Raw genomic sequence first — 16,481 nt, 5'->3', positions numbered from 1 at the left:
GCGCGAAGCGTCCCCTGGTCAGTGTCGCCGCGTTACGTCAGCAAGATCGTGGCGTCAGGTGTGGGGCTGCTTTGCAGCCCAACGCGGGGCAAGCCCGCTCGCCACACAGACCGCTCGCCACAGAGCTCGGGGTAAAGAGCACGGGGCAATTAGCCTGCGCCTTTGTCTTTTTCCTGCCCTGGCACCAGGGTCAGTCCTGGCCGCTCAACGTCACGCGAAACATGGGCCTTCACATCTTCTACGCCGCCCTCGTCATCGTTGTGAATCACCAGCACGCCCGACTTGCGAAACTGCTCGAGGTGGCCGTCGCCCAAGTTGAAGCTTTCACTCAGGCTTTTATCGCTGAGCGCGTTGGCTTCGGCGCGACGCTGGGCAAACTTGCGCCCGCGACGCTGTTGATACCGTGCCCAACTGATCAGGATCACCGCATTGAACAAGGCGATCCACAGGTAGATCTGCAAGGTGTTGAGCGCCGCAAAAATCGGCGCTTCAATGCGCGGGCCGCCATGGGTTTCCAGCATTGCGCCGATCCCGCGTGCCAGCAGCCAGACCAGCCCGGCCCAGGCCAGCAGGGTGAGCAGCACGTCGATGATCCACATCACTGTGTTCTGGCGAGTTCTGACCAGTTTCATCGTCACGCCTCCTCTTCGCTAGGTTTAATACCGCGGTCCGGGCTGACCCAGCGCGCGCGCTTCTGGTGCTGGTTGAAGAGCACCTTGGGGAAGCTGACCAATGTGGTGAGCAAACTGACCAGCCAGAACACCATCGGGTACCACACGGTCCAGAACAGGGTTTTCCACAGGTCTTTTTCGTAGCGCCGATCAATCAGGATGCTCACCGCAAATTGCAGCAGGCACACCATCGCCAGCACCAGCCCGGTAAACGCCGGCGGCACCAGCGAATCCACGGCAATCGCCTGCGGCAGCACCATGAATTTGCCCAGGCCCCAGAAGATCACCGAGAGCAGGAAAGTGAAGGCCCAACCGGTGGACAAGCAGTACTCGAACAACAGCGGCCACAGGTAGCGATGGCGCCATTGCCAGATGCCACGGATGTTTTTGAACAGCACTTCGGCGCCGCCCTGGGCCCAGCGCAGGCGTTGTTTCCACAGGCCACCGACGGTTTCGGGCATCAGGATCCAGCACAGGGCACGCGGCTCGTAGAAGATGGCCCAGTGATCGAGTTGCAGCTTCCAACTGACATCGATGTCCTCGGTGATCATGTCGGTGCTCCAGTAGTCGATGCGGTCCAGCGCTTTCTTGCGAAACGCCACCACCACACCCGACACCGTGAAGATGCGGCCGAACACCCGCTGGGTGCGCTTGATCAAGCCAATGATCGAAGAGAACTCGCCCACCTGCACCCGGCCGATCAAGGTCGAACGCGTACGAATGCGCGGGTTGCCGGTCACGGCGCCCAGGCGCGGGTTGTCCAGCATCGGCGCGACCATGTAGGCCGCCGCATTTTTGTCGAGCAAGGCATCGCCGTCGATGCACACCAGGTACTCACTGCGCGCAGCCACCGCGCCCATGCGCAGGGCCACAGCCTTGCCCTGGTTCTGCGCCAGGTGCAGCACGCGCAAGCGTGGGTGTTCCAGCGCCAGGGCATCAAGCACCGCAGCGGTGTTGTCTTTGGAGCCATCGTTGACGGCGATCACTTCGATGTTCGGGTACAGCTGGTCCAGCGCCGCATGAATGGTGTCGGCGGCGTTATCGCCCTCGTTGTAGCAAGGAATGATGATCGAGATCAGCGGGTTGCCGGCCAGGGTCGGCGCCGGCGTGTCTTCCTTCCACGGCCAGTGACGCTCCCAGTGCAGCCAGAAGTACAGCCCGCCGGCGATCCACAAGGCCGACATGAACAGCGGGTAGAAAAACACGAAGTCCATCAGGAACTGCCCGGTGACCAGGAAGATCAGGCCAAGGGGCACACCCAACACCAGCGCCAACACGAATAAAGCCAGGATTCTGTCGAACATGGTCAAGGGTTCCATTGGTTGGACAGGGCCGGACGTACCGTCTTCAGGTCCGGCGAATTTTCCAGGAAGTTGTCCGGGTAGTAGCCAAAACTCCTGACCCCCTGGCGTTTGAGCACACCCATCCATTCAGCCATCTGCGCGCCGTCGATATCGGGCGCGTCTTTGGTGCGCCAGTCTTTGGCTTGCAGTTCAAACACGGTGCGCTGCAAGGCATCGGGACGGGCTTTGACGGTGGCCACGAGTTTTTCCAGCCAGGCGTTGGAGTTCTTCAGCGTCTCGCCTTCCATCAGCGGCATGGCCATCGGCGCGGTCCAGTCGTAGGTCTGGAGGAAGTCATCGAGGTTCTGCGCGAACCACGCTTCGCTCGCCGGGTTGAGCATCGGCTCGGCGAAGATATTGCGCGCCGTCTGCACCTGCGGCCCGCGGATGGCGCGCACTTTTGCGGCCAGTTCCTGGGTAAAGTCGATCAGGTAGCGGCTCTTGAAACGCGTCCAACGCTGCATCACGGCCGGGTCGGCACGCAGCGCGGCAATGCTGCCCGGCAGGCCGTTGGCGGCGTAAGCCTTGAGCGCTGCGGGGCTGGCGTCTTCGAAATCAGAGAGGACCGCGTCGTCGTGGAACAGCACGCCGTCGATGGCAGTGTTGCGTGCCAGGTCTTCATAGATCTCACCGATCTGCTGGCGCACGGCCGGATCAAACGGCGACAGGCGCTTGTACTGGTCCGGGTCGAGGCCGACCTGGCCGGTTTTCGGGTCCATTCGCGTGACACGCGGCAACGAAGGGTCGAGCGCAAAGCTCAGCACTGGCATCCACGCGTAGATCGCCACGTGGCCACGGGTACGCAGTTGCCAGGTGACGCGGTTGAACAAGTCGCGGCGCACCGGCAGATGGCGGTTGGGGAAGTACAGCGAATGCACCAGGCCGTCACCCTTGGGGTCGGCGAAGGCTTGCAGGAACACGGTGCTGGCGCCCATGTCGACCACGCGCTGCACCAACTGGTCGAGGTTGCGTGCCTCTTGGGCCGGATCCGGGTCGTAGACGTTATCCAGGTCCACGTGCAGCACGCGCATCGAGGTCCGCGCCTGTGTGCCGACAATCGCGTTGGCGTAGTGCTCGCCGTCCGGGTCGGAGGCCACCAGGAAGCGTGGGCTGCTTTTGAGGTTGGCGAGGTCGTCGAGGCCGTCGTCCAGGGTCAGGGCCATCTGGTAGCCCTGTTCGCCGACGACCGCCAACGAGGTGCCGTCGGCGGCGCCGTAAGGCCACACCCATACACGCGGCGCCTTGCCGGTGACGGCGCGCAGTTTGTGGGTAATGGCCGTGACGTCGGCGCGCATCCGCGCCTGGAACTGCGCCTCGGTTTCATAGGTGCCAGTGGCGGCGTCATAACGTCGCGTTGCGGCGGCCGGCTCCTGGTTACCTTGTGGGTTGGCCAGGATGCCGGTGTGGCTGGCGTCAGTGTGGGCGGCGATTTCGACCAGGCCCGACTTGGAAATCTCGCGCACCTGCTCCCATGTCAGGAAGTCGGAACGCGCGCGCGGTGTGCCGGCAAAATCCACCGGTTTATTCAGCGGCGTGTCGATCCAATAGCCCACCGGGGCCAGAATTGCCGGCCAGTTATAGGCACGCAAAATCGGTAGCACGCGGGTATAGAAGCTGGAATAGCCGTCGTCGAAGCTGAGCAGGATGGCTTTGGGCGGCAACTGCGGCCCACCGCTGCGCGCTGCCAGGATCTGATCGACACTGACCGGCCGGTAGCCGTTCTCGCGCAGCCAGGCCAGTTGGTCGACCAACCGTTCGGTGCGCACCGCCACCACCGCCTGATCGGGGTCGCGATCTTCGATGTCGTGGTAGGCAATGCCCAGGAAATGGTTTTTCGGCCACGGCGCTTCACGCGCAGGTATCGGCCGCTCGGCGGGTGGGGTATAGGGCGCAGGTTGCTGGGCGCACGCGCCGGCCAGCAATACACCCAGGACCAATAAACAACGGCTGAGGACAGTCATGTTCAGGCTCTTTTAGAAACGGTAAGTGAGGTCGACGAGCAGGCGCAGATCGCGTTCGCGATCGCCGTCATAGGTGCGGCTGATCAGGCTCAGGTTGGCGCCGGCTTCCAGCACGTCGTTCCAGCGAAAACGTTGGCCGTAGCCGATCAGGCCGACCCCACTGGTGGAATAATCGCGCTGGCTATAGGTACCCGCACCGACCTGGAACTGCTGACTCCACTGGGTCTCATAGCGGTGATAAAGCACGTGATTGACCGTCATGGTGGGCAACACGCTGAAGTCCGATTTCGGGTTGAAATACACCACGTCGTCCTTCGTGTTGCGGCTGGCGCCGACTTCCAGGCCCAGGTCCACTTGCACATGCGGCGAGCTGTAGATGCCCTCGCGGCCGGTGAGCAACGCTTCGAGGCGGTTGTTGCCGTCGCTGAAATGCGACGGGCTCAGGGACAGCTTCCATTCGCGGCTTTCATTCTCGCGCCAGCGGACAAAGCCACTGCCGCCGTTGGCCGTGACATCGGCATTCAATGCGCGCAGCGGCGTGGTCGCCAGGAGGTAACCGAGGCTGCCGCCGTACTGCCAGTTGTCATTGATGTCGCGGGCAATCGACACGCTCGCGCCTTGCTTGGAGCCATAACCGTAGGAGTGGTTGGACACCTCGGCTTCCAGGGTCATGTCGCGGGTGCGCTGCTCGACGCCGACGCGCTGGAAGCGATGCTGGCCGGTGCCTTCGGTAAAGTCTGCGGTGGCGTAACCGGCACCGGCGAAGACGCGCCAGTCTTCATCGATGGGCGGGCTGTAAAGCACGCTTTCGATGCCCCAGTCGCGGCTGCCCGCCACTGCGCCCACATCATCATTACCGCCACCGCCGTAGCTTTTACCGGTGTAGGCTTCGACGCGCAGTTCGGCCATGTCGTGTACGTCGCGCAGGCGGCTGAGGCGCTGCACCTGGCGGCTGTCGGGGTTGCGCGCCAGCACGTCATCGGTCAGCGCGTCCATTTGCCGCCATTCCTGCAGGTCCATGGCGGTGTAGGCCTGGGACACTTCCAGGCCGATATCACGCGGGGCCTGGGTTTCAACTTCCTTGAGCGAGCCTTCGGCGCGCCGCGGCCAATCACGCGCGCGGTACATATCAGCCTGGGCCAGGCGCAGGCCGACGTTGCCAGGGGCTTTCGCCACCAGGGCTTCCAACCCGGTTTCGCTGCCTGGCAGGTCACCGCCGTAAGTGCCGGCCTGGGCCGCCAGTTGCTGCGCGTCCATCCAGCTGTCATTGGGGTTGCCGATGGGCAAGCCCTTGAGTTCAACGCGAGGTTTCTGGTTGGTGGCCAGGTTATTGGCGACTTCGCGCGCTTGCATCACCTTGTCGCTTTCGAGCAAGGCGTAAAACAATGCGGTGCTGTCTTCGACGTGGTCACCCGGATCAGCATCCGGTGCCGTCAGCGCCTGGCGGTACAACGGCTCGGCTTTTTCCGGCTGGCGCTGGTCGAGGTAGGACGCAGCCACCCAACGCAAGGCGTAGGTCGGCAACTGCACGCCTTCGCCAGTGAGGGTTTCGTACTCGCGGATAACCTCGGCGGTGCGCGCGCGTGCCTTGAGGGCGCCCAGGCGGTCGATGCGCCAGCGCACCACGTCGTCATGGGCGCTCTGGTCAGGGGTCCAGCGGGCGAGCAGTGTGTCGTAGTCGCTGAGGGCGCGATCAGCGACCACATAACGTTCTTTCTCGGTGCGCGTGGCGTACTCGGCCATGCGCACACGTTCGGCGGCGAGGTCGCCTTCCAGGCGGCGCTGGGTGACGACATCGAGCACGCCTGGGTGCTTGGCCGACAGGCGCAGGGCCGGCTCCGGCAAACGGGCCTTTTGCAGGGCGACGATGTATTCGCGCACCACTTCGGGTTTGTCACCCGCGCGGATAAAAGCCTGGTCGAACTCGAACAGGGCGTCGTAGTTCAAGCCCGCGCGGGTCAGCGCGTAGCCCAGGGCCATGCGGCGGTTGGGGTCATTGGGTTGCGCCGCCACCAATGCGCGGGTGCGTTGCACCGCTTCGTTGGTTTGGCCACCGTCGGCCTGGGTCAGGGCCTGGCCCAGTTGCAGGTCGATATTATTCGGTTCACGCAGCAGCGCCTGCTGATAAACCGTCAGGGCCTGAGGCCACTGCTTTTGATTGCGATAGGTACGGGCGACCGTGGCCATCGCCTGTGTAGTCAAGTTGCGATTCTTGCCTTGCGCCTCGTACACCTTCAGCACTTCGGCGTCTTGCCCGGCCCAGCCGGCAATCACAATGTGATCGCTGATCTGGCCTGGCGTCTGGCGCTCGGCAGGTAATTGGCGCAGTTGGGTAAGGGCCGGCGTGAAGTTGCCGTTTCGCGCCTGAATAATCAAAGCGTCGTAGGCCGGATCGGCCAGGGCGAGGCCGGGCATCAGCAATTGACTGCACAAGGCAGCCCCGATGAGCAGTCGCAACCGGCCTGAAGCACTGATGGGTAGGTTTCGCAACATATCGTGAGCTTCCTTACACGCGGAAAGCTGTAACGATAGGTGGTCCTGAGCGGTTTGCATCAGGGTGCCGGCGTCTGATGACCCGGCCTAGCTTTCCTGTAGGAACTATCCCCTATGAATGTAGGAATATGTCCGATTCGGAACAATTGTTCAGAATTGTCCCGTCAACAGAAAAGCCAATGGGGGAGCAGACTTGCCTGGGCTGACCGGTCACCGCCGGCCCGTATGCCGACTGTTTGACCGCTGCCCCAGGCAACCCTGCTCCCCCATTATTTATTTCTTACTGATGTAAGAAATCTTACTGCGCGCCGCTGACCGCGCCGGCTTTGGCCATCACAAACCCGATGAATTGCTCAACCGTCATCTTCTGGCCGTTGAAGGTCACTTCATTGTTGGCGTAATGCAGCTTGGAGACCACATCCGTGCCCACCAGGGTAGCCAACTGGGTGCCGACGGCCATGCCGCTGACCATCTCGGCCGCCATCTGCGATTGCTGCTCGATGGCTTTAGGGTCAGTCACGCCGCCCACTTGCGCTTGCAGTGCAGCGACGTCACCGATCATTGGCTTGGACAGGGTCAGGTTGGCATCCAGCAGCGCGATGACCTGCTTGCCCAGTTCAACCGGCGGCAGCTCCATGGAAGCCGGCTTGGTCAGGTCGACCACCAGGTTGAATTTGCTTTCGCCGTGGGTGGTTTTCAGCGACAGGTTTTCCACCGCCACTTGCGGCTTGGCAGCCAGCACCTGATTGACGTTGGCCTCGGCCAGGGTCTGCTCGGCTTCGGTCAGTTGCAGCTCAGGCACAGGCTGACCAGCAGCGGCGGCGGCTTGCACCGGCTGCATCTTGTCTTGATACAGCTTGGTCAGTACCAGCATGGCCGGGATGTCGACGTTTTTCATGCTCAGGGCCATGGCGGCCGAACCGACAGGCTTGCCCTGGTAACCGATCTCGTCAATTTTGTAATCGACGCGGCCGGCCAGGTTGTTGTCCTTGGTCTCGCTGGTGTCTTTCTGCTCGAAGCCCTTGAGGGTCAGCACGGCTTTCTGCGGGCCGTAGGTCACTTTGGTGTCGGTCAGCTCAACGGTGTTTTGCCCGGTGTAGAAACCAAACGTGGTTTTTTCCAGGTTGCTGGCCACGGTCAGGCCGGACAGCTCGGCTTCAAAAGGCGCGCCGTTGGCATCGATCACCGCGACCTTGAGGCTGTTCATATAACCTTCAGCCTTGACCTTCTGGCCTTCGGCGGTGCCGTCGAAGTCCAGGTTGGCGCCGGAGAAGCTCACCGAGGACTTGTCGTCCTTGAGTTCCAGAGGCAGCAGTTCGACGTTGCCATCGACCGAACGGTTGTAGCCGATATTGGCCACGCCTCTGAGCGGCGACACGTCTTTGCTGGCGGCGAACCATTTTTCGGTGGTGGCGTTCTTCTCCAGCTCATAGTGACTGGTGGCCATAACCGGCAGCCACTTCAGCGAAACCAGGCGCGAGAACGGCAACGGGCCGTGTTCGATGTGGTCGACAAACAGCAGCTCAGGGTTCGGGTTTTCTTCGCCGAATACGCTGCCTTGACCCTTGAGGCGGTAGTGAGCGGTGCTGCTGAACAGGCCACGGTCCAGGGACACCAGCTCCAGGTTCACGCTGCCGTCGACGCCGGCCATGGAGGTCTGCAGTTCCTTGTTGGCGTTCTGGATCGCGGTCTGCAGCACCGGCTCCAGTTGCTTACCGGTGTACCAGGCGCCGCCTGCACTGACGACGCCGACGGCGACAACGAAACCCAAAAGAACGACTGCTGGCTTATTCATGAAGTGACCTGATCAAATCCTGTGAGAAGTGGGCTGTCTTCCTTGAACCCCAAGAGGGGTTGGCTCAAACCCGCCGAAAACGGGGGAAGATTAGCACTGGCGGCCGCGAACGGCCCAGCTTTTCAGAGGGGTCAGGTCAACCGTTGGTTCACGAGTACTCCAATTCAATCTCATCGAGTTGATGATCAAAACTCTTCAAACGTGCGGTCCAGGTGTACACCAACACCTCGAATTCGCGGTGTATGACGGCGTTTCCCGGGGTGTCGACCTTGGGGTTGCAGAAGTCCAGCTGGTAGCGCTCGCGTGCCATGGCGTTGGCCACGTCGGACAATTCCCGTGCGTTATTCAGCCAATGCCTACCGTCGGCTACCTGCTGGTCGAGCAGCACGCACTGTTTTTTCAGGGCTTCGAGGCTTTTTTCCAGCGGGGTGCCGGTGAGTTCGCCCATGACTTCCTGGAAGGTCCGCCCGGGCTGCCAGTAGCTGCCCCAGAAATAGCGGTCGAACACGGTTTCGACGCGGCGCAAGGCAACTTTGGTGTCCCAGATCGCCACGCGGGTCTTGCCTTGTTCGAGCAGTTTTTTCTTCACCCGTTGATTTTGATACGACGCCCACGCCACCACGCCAATGGACAACGTGCCAATCACCAGGCACGCGCTGTCGAGAAACACCATGGCCTTGTCGATTTGATGGGCAAGCATGACGCCGTAGAAATAGGCAGCCGATAACAACACCAGTGCGAAGCACACGCACCAGAAAGCGGGAGCATAAGGGTTTTTCATTATTGGAATCCCCATGAGCAAACGCGAGCAGTGTCAGGTGAGCCGCCACGGCGACTCACCTGACAAAGCATAGCTTTTAGCTCAGGGTTTGCTGGCCTGAGACGCTTGCGTTCGTCCGCTTTCCCAACCACCGCCCAGCGCCAGGAACAGATCGATCTGGCTCATGGCAACCTGGGTGTTCGCCGCCGCCAGCTGCGCGCGCACATCGGTGTAGGTGCGCGTGGCTTGCAGGTCAGCCAGGAACGAGGCGCGCCCGGCCTGGAAGAAGCGGTGCGTCTGCTCCGACGCTTCTTTGGCAGACTGGCCGGCATCGGCCAACGCATCGCGGCGTTGCAACTGCGCGGTGTATTGCGCAAGGCCGGTCTGGGTTTCGCGGATGGCATTGAGCACCACGCCGTCGAAGTGCGCCAGGGCGCCCTGGGTCGCGGCTTCGGCTTCATGAATGCGCGCACGCGCGCCGTTGGTCGGCACCGACCAACTGATCAACGGGCCAAAGCCCCAGCGATTGGTGGCCGGCGTGCCCAAGTCATCGAGCAGCCCCACCGTGCCCACGGTGGCGCCGATACTGATGTCCGGGTACAACGCGCCGGTGGCCACGCCGATACGCGCGGTGGCGGCGGCCAGTTGGCGCTCGGCCTGGCGCACATCGGGGCGACGTTTGAGCAAGGTCGCGCCTTCGCCCACCGGCAGCAACTGGGCGATGTGCGGCAGCTCGGCGCAAGTGCCGGTGCCCGCTGGCAGTTGGTCTACCGGCTTGGCCAGCAGCATCGACAACCGGAACAAGCCCGCCTGGCGCAATGCTTCGTAGCGCGGCATGTCGGCGCGCAACGATTTGTATTGGGTTTGCGAACGCGTCACCTGGGTTTCATCACCACGCCCGGCGTCACGCAGGCGCTGGGTCAGCTTGGTGCTCTGGGCCTGCAGGTCGAGGGACTCGTTGGCGATCGCCAGTTCTTCGTTGGCCGCGCACACCTGGGTGTAGGAGCGCACCACATCCGCTACCAGCGTGATGCGCGCGATGTCAGCGGCGGCCTGGGCGGCGTTGGTGGTGGCCTGGGCGCTTTCGATGCCGCGCTGCAGGGTGCCGAACAGGTCGAACTGGTAAGAGGTGCTGATGCTGGCGCTGCCGATGTTGCCGACCGGGACTTTCTCGGTCAGCAAAAACGCTTCACCTGATTCCTGCAAACGTTGGGCCTCAGCCTTGGCGCCGGCACTCCAGCCGCCTGCCGACTCAGCCTCCTGGGTCTGGAAACGCGCGCGTTGCAGGTTGGCGGCGGCCACCCGCAGGTCGGTGTTGGAGGCCATGGCCTGGCGCACCAGCTCATCCAGGCGCGGGTCTTTGTAGAGCTTCCACCAGTCGGCCGGCACCGGCGCCGACACCACGTTGTGGCCCTCGCCCGCGATCTGCCCTTGCAGGTCGCCACGGTTGATAGCGGCCTTGTCCGGCAATTGGTAATCCGGGCCTACCACCTGGCAGGCCGACAGCAGCAAACCCAAGCCAGCCGTGGCCAGCAACGCCGCCGGTTTCATGGTTTTTCTCCCTGCTGCGCGTGTTCTTTGGCGGCGGTCTTGTCATCGATGATCGACACCGTGGCCGTACGACCGGCAATCATGCGGAAGTCCGCCGGCACATCATCAAAGGCGATGCGCACCGGAATTCGCTGGGCCAGGCGCACCCAACTGAACGCCGGGTTGACGTTGGGCAGCAGGTTGGAGCCACTGGTGCGGTCACGGTCTTCGATACCGGCAACAATACTTTGCACATGGCCACGCAAGCGCGCGTTGTCGCCGATCACACGAATATCCACGGCCATGCCGACGTGAATGCCGTCGAGCTTGGTCTCTTCAAAGTAACCGTCGATGTGGAAGGAGTTGCTGTCGACCACCGACAGCACCGGGCGCCCGGCGGTGACGAACTCCTGATTGCGCGGCGCACGGTCGTTGACGTAGCCGTCCACGGGGCTGCGGATCACCGAGCGGTCGAGGTTGAGCTGGGCGGCGTCCACCGTCACCTGCGCCTCGGCCAGGGCCGATTGGGCGCGGGCCACGCGGGACTGGCTTTCTTCCAGTTGCTCACTTGGCACCAGGTTGCCCAGGCCGCGGTTACGCTTGTACTCGCGATTGGCCTGGGCCAGGGTTTCCTGGCGGTCGGCCACGGCGGCCTGGGCTTGGCGCAGGGCCAGCTTGAAACGGTCCTGGTCCACGGCAAACAGCACCTGGCCCTTGGTCACCAGCTGGTTGTCGCGCACGTCGACTTGCTGGATCAACCCGGACACGTCCGGAGCGATCTGCACGATGTCGGCACGGATATGCCCGTCACGGGTCCAGGGCGCAAACATGTAGTACATGACCATGCGCCACACAACGACGACAGCGAAGGTCACTATCAATAACGTCAGGACAACACGGCCGATGGTCAAAAAAGGTTTTTTCATGTCATCAGATATCGACTGAGTGAGTCCACCGCGCCCAGCAACAGCGCGTAGAGCCCCACATTGAACAATGCCCGGTGCCAGACCAGGCGATAGAAGTGAATGCGCGTCAACAGCCCGTGCACCACCAGAAACAACACGTACGTAATGCCCATCAGCACCAGTAGCGTGGGCAGGAACACCCCGCTGATATCCAGATCACCGATCATAAAGGCGCTCCATCAGGCAGCGGCGCTTCCATTTCGGTGCCGCCAATAAATTCCACGCCAGGCAGCAACGACAGGCGCAAGCCGGCCAGTGCGTGCAGCAGATGCAGGCGGGTGTCGTCTTCGTCTTGCAGGCCTTGCCCGTTGAGGGCGCGGCGCGTGCGGTCCAGGGTCATCAGCAGACCGCTCGGCGCGGGCAAGCGTTCACCCGCCTTCAGGCAGGCCTTGAAGTAACCGCCCACGCCTTCCACCACCTGGTTGAGCAGTACCCGTGGCACACCGTAGATACGCGGCGAGTAGGCCAGCAGGTCGAGCAGGTTCAGCGCCACACGCAAATCGCGCAGGGCGATGCCGGTGTCCTGGCCGGTGAGGGCCAGGCGCGGCAGGTGCTGCATCAGGCGGTCAAGCATTTGCGCAGCCATGTGCCGGTGTTCGGCGAGGGTCGCAGGTTCGGTCAGGGTGACGATGTCGCGCCAACTGAAACGGGTCAGGCGCTTGGCCGCCAATTCGGCGCCGAACGGCCGTGCAATCAACGTCCACACAAAGGCGAACAACAAGCCCACGGGCCCGGCCAGGTTAACGTTGGCGAAGTTCAGGAAGTCCGCGTCATAGGCGCCCTGGATGCTGATGAACGAGGAAGTATTGACCAGCGTCAGCAGCATGCCGAGGTAGAAACGCGGCTGCACGGTGAGCGTACCGATGCAGATAAACGGCACGGCAAACGCCAGCACCAGCATCGGAAAATCATGCAAGTTAGGCAGCACCAGAAACAGATAAAGGCTGGCGAACAGCACGGACATCGCGGTCCAGAAAAAGAACCGGTAGATCTGCGGCGCCGGGTCGTCCATCGAGGCAAAAAAACTGCAGGCCACGGCCGCCAGAATCACCGCGCTGCCGCCGTCGGTCCAGCCCAGCAGAATCCACAGCACCGAGGCGACGATGATCGCGGTGACGGTGGAAAACGCCGAATAGAACATCAAGCCACGGTCGAGAAATGGCGTCAGCCGGCCCAGGCGCCAGTGGCGGTACACCGCGCGCCAGGTGTCCTGGCTCTCGCACTGGATGGCGGCCTGCAGGCTGCGACAGTCTTGCCACAGGTCGATCCACTCGCCGAGGCGATACAGGGCATTGGAGAACAATAGTGTGTGGCGGTCGTCCAGCGCTTCGCCTTGGGGCTGCAGGGCATCGACCTGATCGCGCAGCACGCGCCAGCTTTCCAGCGGGGCGGTTTCAACGGTGCTTTCCAGCCACTGCCGGCTTGCCTCCAGCACCGGCGTGAGCCGGTCGAGAAACTCCGGCGCGCGGTGTTCGACGGCGTAGAGGGCGTCGTCGAGCGCATCCACTACGGGCAGCAAGTGAATCATGCGCCCACGCAGCTCCTTGGTGTTGCGGACGGTCTGCGGCCGCGCGCCTTCGTGGGGCAGCTGGCCGATCATCAATTCCAGGGTGTTGAAGGTGGCGACCATGCCGCCGCGCAAGGTGCTGACCTCTTCTGGCTGCACGTTGCGCGCGAGAAAACGCAGGCTGTAGACCTGGGCATCGGCAAACCATTTGGTCACCGAGCCATCGAACACCGGCATCAGGCGACGCGGCCAGAACATCGCGCCGACGACTGCCGCCACGGCGATACCAAGAAAGATCTCCTCGGTACGCGCCTCGGCCACATCCCACACCGCCAGCGGGTTATCCACCACCGGCAAGGCGATCAGCGGCAAGGTGTAGCCGGCCAGCATCAGCGCGTAGTTATTCGCGGTGCGCAGGTGCATGGACAGGAACAGCAAAATGCCCGTCCACAACGCAATCACCACCACCAACACGTACGGCGCCTGCACAAACATCGGCACAAACACCACCGCCGCCGCTGCACCCATGAAGGTGCCGATGGCGCGGTACAACGCCTTGGAACTGGTAGGACCGACAAACGGGCTGGAGACGATATACACCGTGGCCATCGCCCAGTACGGACGTGGCATTTGCATGAGCATGGCGATGTACAGCGCGATCATTGACGCTGCGAACGTCCGTACCCCGTAGAACCAATCGCGGGCTGGCGGAAAACCGGTAAAAAATCCGTTCAAGGCGCTGCAACCCCAGCCGCTTCGAACGCCCGCAGCACGCGCAGGGCGGCTTCAAGGTCGCTGTGGGCAATGTCCGCCAGCACTTCCTGACGCAGGCGCACCAGCTGCACTTCCACCGCTTGCACCAGCTCGCGGCCGCGCTCGGTGAGGCTCAAGGCCTTGGCGCGACGGTCATGCACGTCTTCGGTCCGGCACACGTAGCCGCCGGCGCACAACTGATCAAGCAGGCGCACCAACGACGGGCTTTCCATGCCGGAGGCCTGGGCGACTTTTACTTGGTGCACACCGTCGCCCAAGCGGCCGATCATCAACAACGGCACGGCGCAGGCTTCGGAAATACCGTAGCTCACCAGCGTGGTCTGGCAGATTTTGCGCCAATTGCGGGCGCCCACCACCATGCTGCTGCTGAGGTTCATCTGGAGTTGTTCGAGGGTATGAGGCACTGGATTGTTCGCATACAGTTAGTTTGCTAACTATCAATATGGTGGATGCGTCCAAAGCAGTCAAGTTTTGAAACAAATTTGTGATAGGTGGCGCGGGGCGCTGTGGGTAAGTAAAGCGGGTTTGAGTGGGCGTGCTGGTTTTTCCACTTTGGCTCCCACATTGGGTCAGCGTTGGCCTCGCACCTGATGGCCGTCGGCAAACCCCAAACACCAGGGAGGCCACTATTTTTACCCCTCACGCCCCGTCCGCAACAACACACTCAGCTGATCCACCACTTCCGCCCAATCCGCATCCTCCAAAATCTCTTCGCGCAAAAACGCTCGCTGACTGGCCGTCCAGAAAAACGCGTCCGCCAGATGCAGCTCAGGCTTGAGCGGTGAATGAACCGTCACAAACTGCTCGATACTCACCGGGTCATCCGGCAGCCCCAGTTGTTTGAACAGTGAGGGCAAGCTGTGCACAGGCGATTCCATGGTGGGTTCCTACAAAGACCATTCCTGTGAGTCTAGTCCAGGCGCCAGCCAGGCCAACAACCACGTGACGCACTGCTGTGCCATCAACGAAATCGTAAACCCGCTGAGTGTTTTCGAAGGGATTGGCCCGGAACAGGCGTTCCGGGCATGTACTTAATGCCGATGCTTGATTAACGGCAACCCTCGGGTTGCGAGGGCTCTGGCCCGCGGCACAGCACAAACAAGCGCGCCCGCGCTCCGCCGCCGACTTGCTGCAGAAGCTGGCGCCAATCGGCAGGAATCGGGGCGAATTCGTCCGGCATATCCGTGCTACTGATCAGCCACACGCGGTGCGTATCGGCCGGCAATGCCGACAAACGGTCCAGGTAAATCCGCCCGCCGTCCTGATCCACCAACGTGCCGAAACCGTAGGCGTTCGGCCGGGTCGGCGTGCCGTCGGGTTTGGGGGGCGTGTAGAGCTGCAATTGGGCGTCGGTCTCGTCGTAATACACGTAGGGCAAGTACCACAGCATATCGCTGAGGACGATGCGGTCGTCTTCCTGATAGTTGCGGTTAACGAACTCCACCGGCACGTTGAATTGATCATGCACATCCACGGTGGCGTTGTTCTTCAACCCCAGCAGTTCCACACCAACAAACAACACAAACAACGCCGCGCCCAACCATGCCAGGCGCTTGGGCAGGCGGTCGATGGCCAGGGCCATGAGGATCGGCAAGCCGAGTGCGTAGACCGTGAGGTAGCGCTCGATAAATACCGGGGAGATGAAAGAGACGCCGTACACCAGCAACAGCGGCAGCAGGAAAAACAGCGCCAGCAGGCATGCCGGGCGATAGCGCTCACGATCACGCCAGGCCGCGATGCCCACGACGGCGATCAACAGCAGCGGGAACAGCCAGAACAGCGGCGGCCAGAAGCCGATGCCTTCATCCTGAAGCATGAATTGCCAGACCATCGACGGCACGGAAATCAGCGAAACCGGATCTTCCCAGCCAATGTCACCGCCAACCTTGAGCTGCTCAATGTGCTGCGTCAGGTCCAGCAGGTTCGGCAGCCACGGCAGGTACAACGCCACAATGAGCGCATTGGCGCACCACCACGACGGGCGAATGATCAAGCGTTGGCCGGGCGCCTGTGAGCGGCACAACACGCCCAGGTAAGCCCAATGCACCAGCACACACAGCGCGGTGAAATAGTGGGTGTAGAACCCGGCCGCCATCAGCACTACATAGACGGCCAGGTAACGCGTGCGCTCGGGCTGGCGCACCCAGTACACCAGCGCCAGCGTGGCGCCCAGCAACCATACGGCCAGCAGTGAGTACATGCGCACTTCCTGGCTGTAACGCACCGCCGTCGGAAACAACGCCAGCAGCACGCCCGCCAGCACTGCCGCCCGACGCGTGGACAGTTGTCGCGTGAGCCAGATGCCCAGCCCCACCGCCGCGATTCCGGGCAGGGCACTCATGCCGCGAATCGACCAGATGCCATCGCCAAATAGCTCGATCCAACCGCGCAGCATGAAGAAGTACAGCGGCGGGTGCACATCATGGGCGGCGTGAAACCACAGGTCCTCCATGGCGTATTCGCTGAGCAGCAGGCTCGACGCTTCGTCACCCCAGATCGCCGAAGCGGTCAGGCCATAGAAACGCACGGCCATGGCCAGCGCCAGAATCGGCACCCACCATAATCGGCTGAGCCAACCGGCACCCTCCCAGGCGCCTGTGAGGCGATTGACTGCGGGAAACGTCCCAATTTTGTCGTCTTGCTCTACCACAGACCGTCGCACCTCAATTCCCCTGACACTGC

Annotated in this window: 13 protein-coding genes; all 13 read right to left on the bottom strand. The window is 62.3% G+C overall.

What is annotated here, in order from left to right:
• Window positions 1–149 precede the first annotated feature (149 nt).
• Complete coding sequence (gene pgaD / locus FPT15_RS07245; protein WP_106577326.1) at window positions 150–632, bottom strand: poly-beta-1,6-N-acetyl-D-glucosamine biosynthesis protein PgaD; 483 nt, start codon at window positions 630–632, stop codon at window positions 150–152.
• 2 nt (window positions 633–634) lie between these two features.
• Window positions 635–1,975, bottom strand: coding sequence for a poly-beta-1,6-N-acetyl-D-glucosamine synthase (pgaC, locus tag FPT15_RS07240; RefSeq protein ID WP_124416133.1), 1,341 nt, complete (start codon window positions 1,973–1,975; stop codon window positions 635–637).
• Between the two features lie 2 nt (window positions 1,976–1,977).
• On the bottom strand, window positions 1,978–3,975 hold the full coding sequence (gene pgaB, locus FPT15_RS07235; protein ID WP_145159637.1) for a poly-beta-1,6-N-acetyl-D-glucosamine N-deacetylase PgaB: 1,998 nt from the start codon (window positions 3,973–3,975) through the stop codon (window positions 1,978–1,980).
• A gap of 12 nt (window positions 3,976–3,987) precedes the next feature.
• The gene (gene pgaA / locus FPT15_RS07230; protein ID WP_145159635.1) at window positions 3,988–6,468 is read right to left on the bottom strand and encodes a poly-beta-1,6 N-acetyl-D-glucosamine export porin PgaA; all 2,481 of its coding nucleotides are present in this window, start codon (window positions 6,466–6,468) and stop codon (window positions 3,988–3,990) included.
• Window positions 6,469–6,766: 298 nt separating this feature from the next.
• Window positions 6,767–8,263, bottom strand: a complete 1,497-nt coding sequence (locus FPT15_RS07225; RefSeq protein WP_145159633.1) for a YdgA family protein — start codon at window positions 8,261–8,263, stop codon at window positions 6,767–6,769.
• Window positions 8,264–8,411: 148 nt separating this feature from the next.
• On the bottom strand, window positions 8,412–9,044 hold the full coding sequence (locus tag FPT15_RS07220) for an NADH:ubiquinone oxidoreductase subunit N (RefSeq protein WP_106577321.1): 633 nt from the start codon (window positions 9,042–9,044) through the stop codon (window positions 8,412–8,414).
• Between the two features lie 81 nt (window positions 9,045–9,125).
• Window positions 9,126–10,574 carry an efflux transporter outer membrane subunit gene (locus FPT15_RS07215; protein ID WP_145159631.1) on the bottom strand — a complete coding sequence of 483 codons (1,449 nt, stop codon included), beginning with the start codon at window positions 10,572–10,574 and terminating at the stop codon, window positions 9,126–9,128.
• Window positions 10,571–11,479, bottom strand: coding sequence for an efflux RND transporter periplasmic adaptor subunit (locus tag FPT15_RS07210; protein WP_145159629.1), 909 nt, complete (start codon window positions 11,477–11,479; stop codon window positions 10,571–10,573). Before FPT15_RS07210 ends, FPT15_RS07215 begins: the two co-directional genes overlap by 4 nt.
• The gene (locus tag FPT15_RS07205; protein ID WP_016969155.1) at window positions 11,476–11,685 is read right to left on the bottom strand and encodes a DUF1656 domain-containing protein; all 210 of its coding nucleotides are present in this window, start codon (window positions 11,683–11,685) and stop codon (window positions 11,476–11,478) included. Before FPT15_RS07205 ends, FPT15_RS07210 begins: the two co-directional genes overlap by 4 nt.
• Entirely contained in the window at window positions 11,682–13,760 is a 2,079-nt protein-coding gene (locus FPT15_RS07200; RefSeq protein ID WP_145159627.1) for an FUSC family protein, read from the bottom strand. The genes FPT15_RS07205 and FPT15_RS07200 overlap by 4 nt, the downstream gene beginning before the upstream one ends.
• On the bottom strand, window positions 13,757–14,176 hold the full coding sequence (locus FPT15_RS07195) for a MarR family winged helix-turn-helix transcriptional regulator (RefSeq protein WP_106577317.1): 420 nt from the start codon (window positions 14,174–14,176) through the stop codon (window positions 13,757–13,759). Before FPT15_RS07195 ends, FPT15_RS07200 begins: the two co-directional genes overlap by 4 nt.
• Before the next feature lie 255 nt (window positions 14,177–14,431).
• Window positions 14,432–14,677, bottom strand: coding sequence for a DUF2789 domain-containing protein (locus tag FPT15_RS07190; protein ID WP_145159625.1), 246 nt, complete (start codon window positions 14,675–14,677; stop codon window positions 14,432–14,434).
• A 170-nt stretch (window positions 14,678–14,847) separates the two neighbouring features.
• Window positions 14,848–16,461 carry a glycosyltransferase family 39 protein gene (locus FPT15_RS07185; RefSeq protein WP_145159623.1) on the bottom strand — a complete coding sequence of 538 codons (1,614 nt, stop codon included), beginning with the start codon at window positions 16,459–16,461 and terminating at the stop codon, window positions 14,848–14,850.
• Window positions 16,462–16,481 lie beyond the last annotated feature (20 nt).

Origin of the sequence: Pseudomonas sp. RGB (assembly GCF_007713445.1) — a bacterium.
GTDB lineage: Bacteria > Pseudomonadota > Gammaproteobacteria > Pseudomonadales > Pseudomonadaceae > Aquipseudomonas.
Note: the sequence above shows the minus strand (reverse complement) of the source record. Positions and strands in the feature narration are given on the sequence as shown.

Coding starts and splice junctions, on each gene's coding strand:
- FPT15_RS07220 (WP_106577321.1), bottom strand. CDS start 9,044: ATGAAAAACCCTTATGCTCCCGCTTTCTGGTGCGTGTGCTTCGCACTG.
- FPT15_RS07190 (WP_145159625.1), bottom strand. CDS start 14,677: ATGGAATCGCCTGTGCACAGCTTGCCCTCACTGTTCAAACAACTGGGG.
- pgaD (WP_106577326.1), bottom strand. CDS start 632: ATGAAACTGGTCAGAACTCGCCAGAACACAGTGATGTGGATCATCGAC.
- FPT15_RS07215 (WP_145159631.1), bottom strand. CDS start 10,574: ATGAAACCGGCGGCGTTGCTGGCCACGGCTGGCTTGGGTTTGCTGCTG.
- FPT15_RS07205 (WP_016969155.1), bottom strand. CDS start 11,685: ATGATCGGTGATCTGGATATCAGCGGGGTGTTCCTGCCCACGCTACTG.
- pgaC (WP_124416133.1), bottom strand. CDS start 1,975: ATGTTCGACAGAATCCTGGCTTTATTCGTGTTGGCGCTGGTGTTGGGT.
- FPT15_RS07225 (WP_145159633.1), bottom strand. CDS start 8,263: ATGAATAAGCCAGCAGTCGTTCTTTTGGGTTTCGTTGTCGCCGTCGGC.
- FPT15_RS07210 (WP_145159629.1), bottom strand. CDS start 11,479: ATGAAAAAACCTTTTTTGACCATCGGCCGTGTTGTCCTGACGTTATTG.
- pgaA (WP_145159635.1), bottom strand. CDS start 6,468: ATGTTGCGAAACCTACCCATCAGTGCTTCAGGCCGGTTGCGACTGCTC.
- pgaB (WP_145159637.1), bottom strand. CDS start 3,975: ATGACTGTCCTCAGCCGTTGTTTATTGGTCCTGGGTGTATTGCTGGCC.
- FPT15_RS07195 (WP_106577317.1), bottom strand. CDS start 14,176: ATGAACCTCAGCAGCAGCATGGTGGTGGGCGCCCGCAATTGGCGCAAA.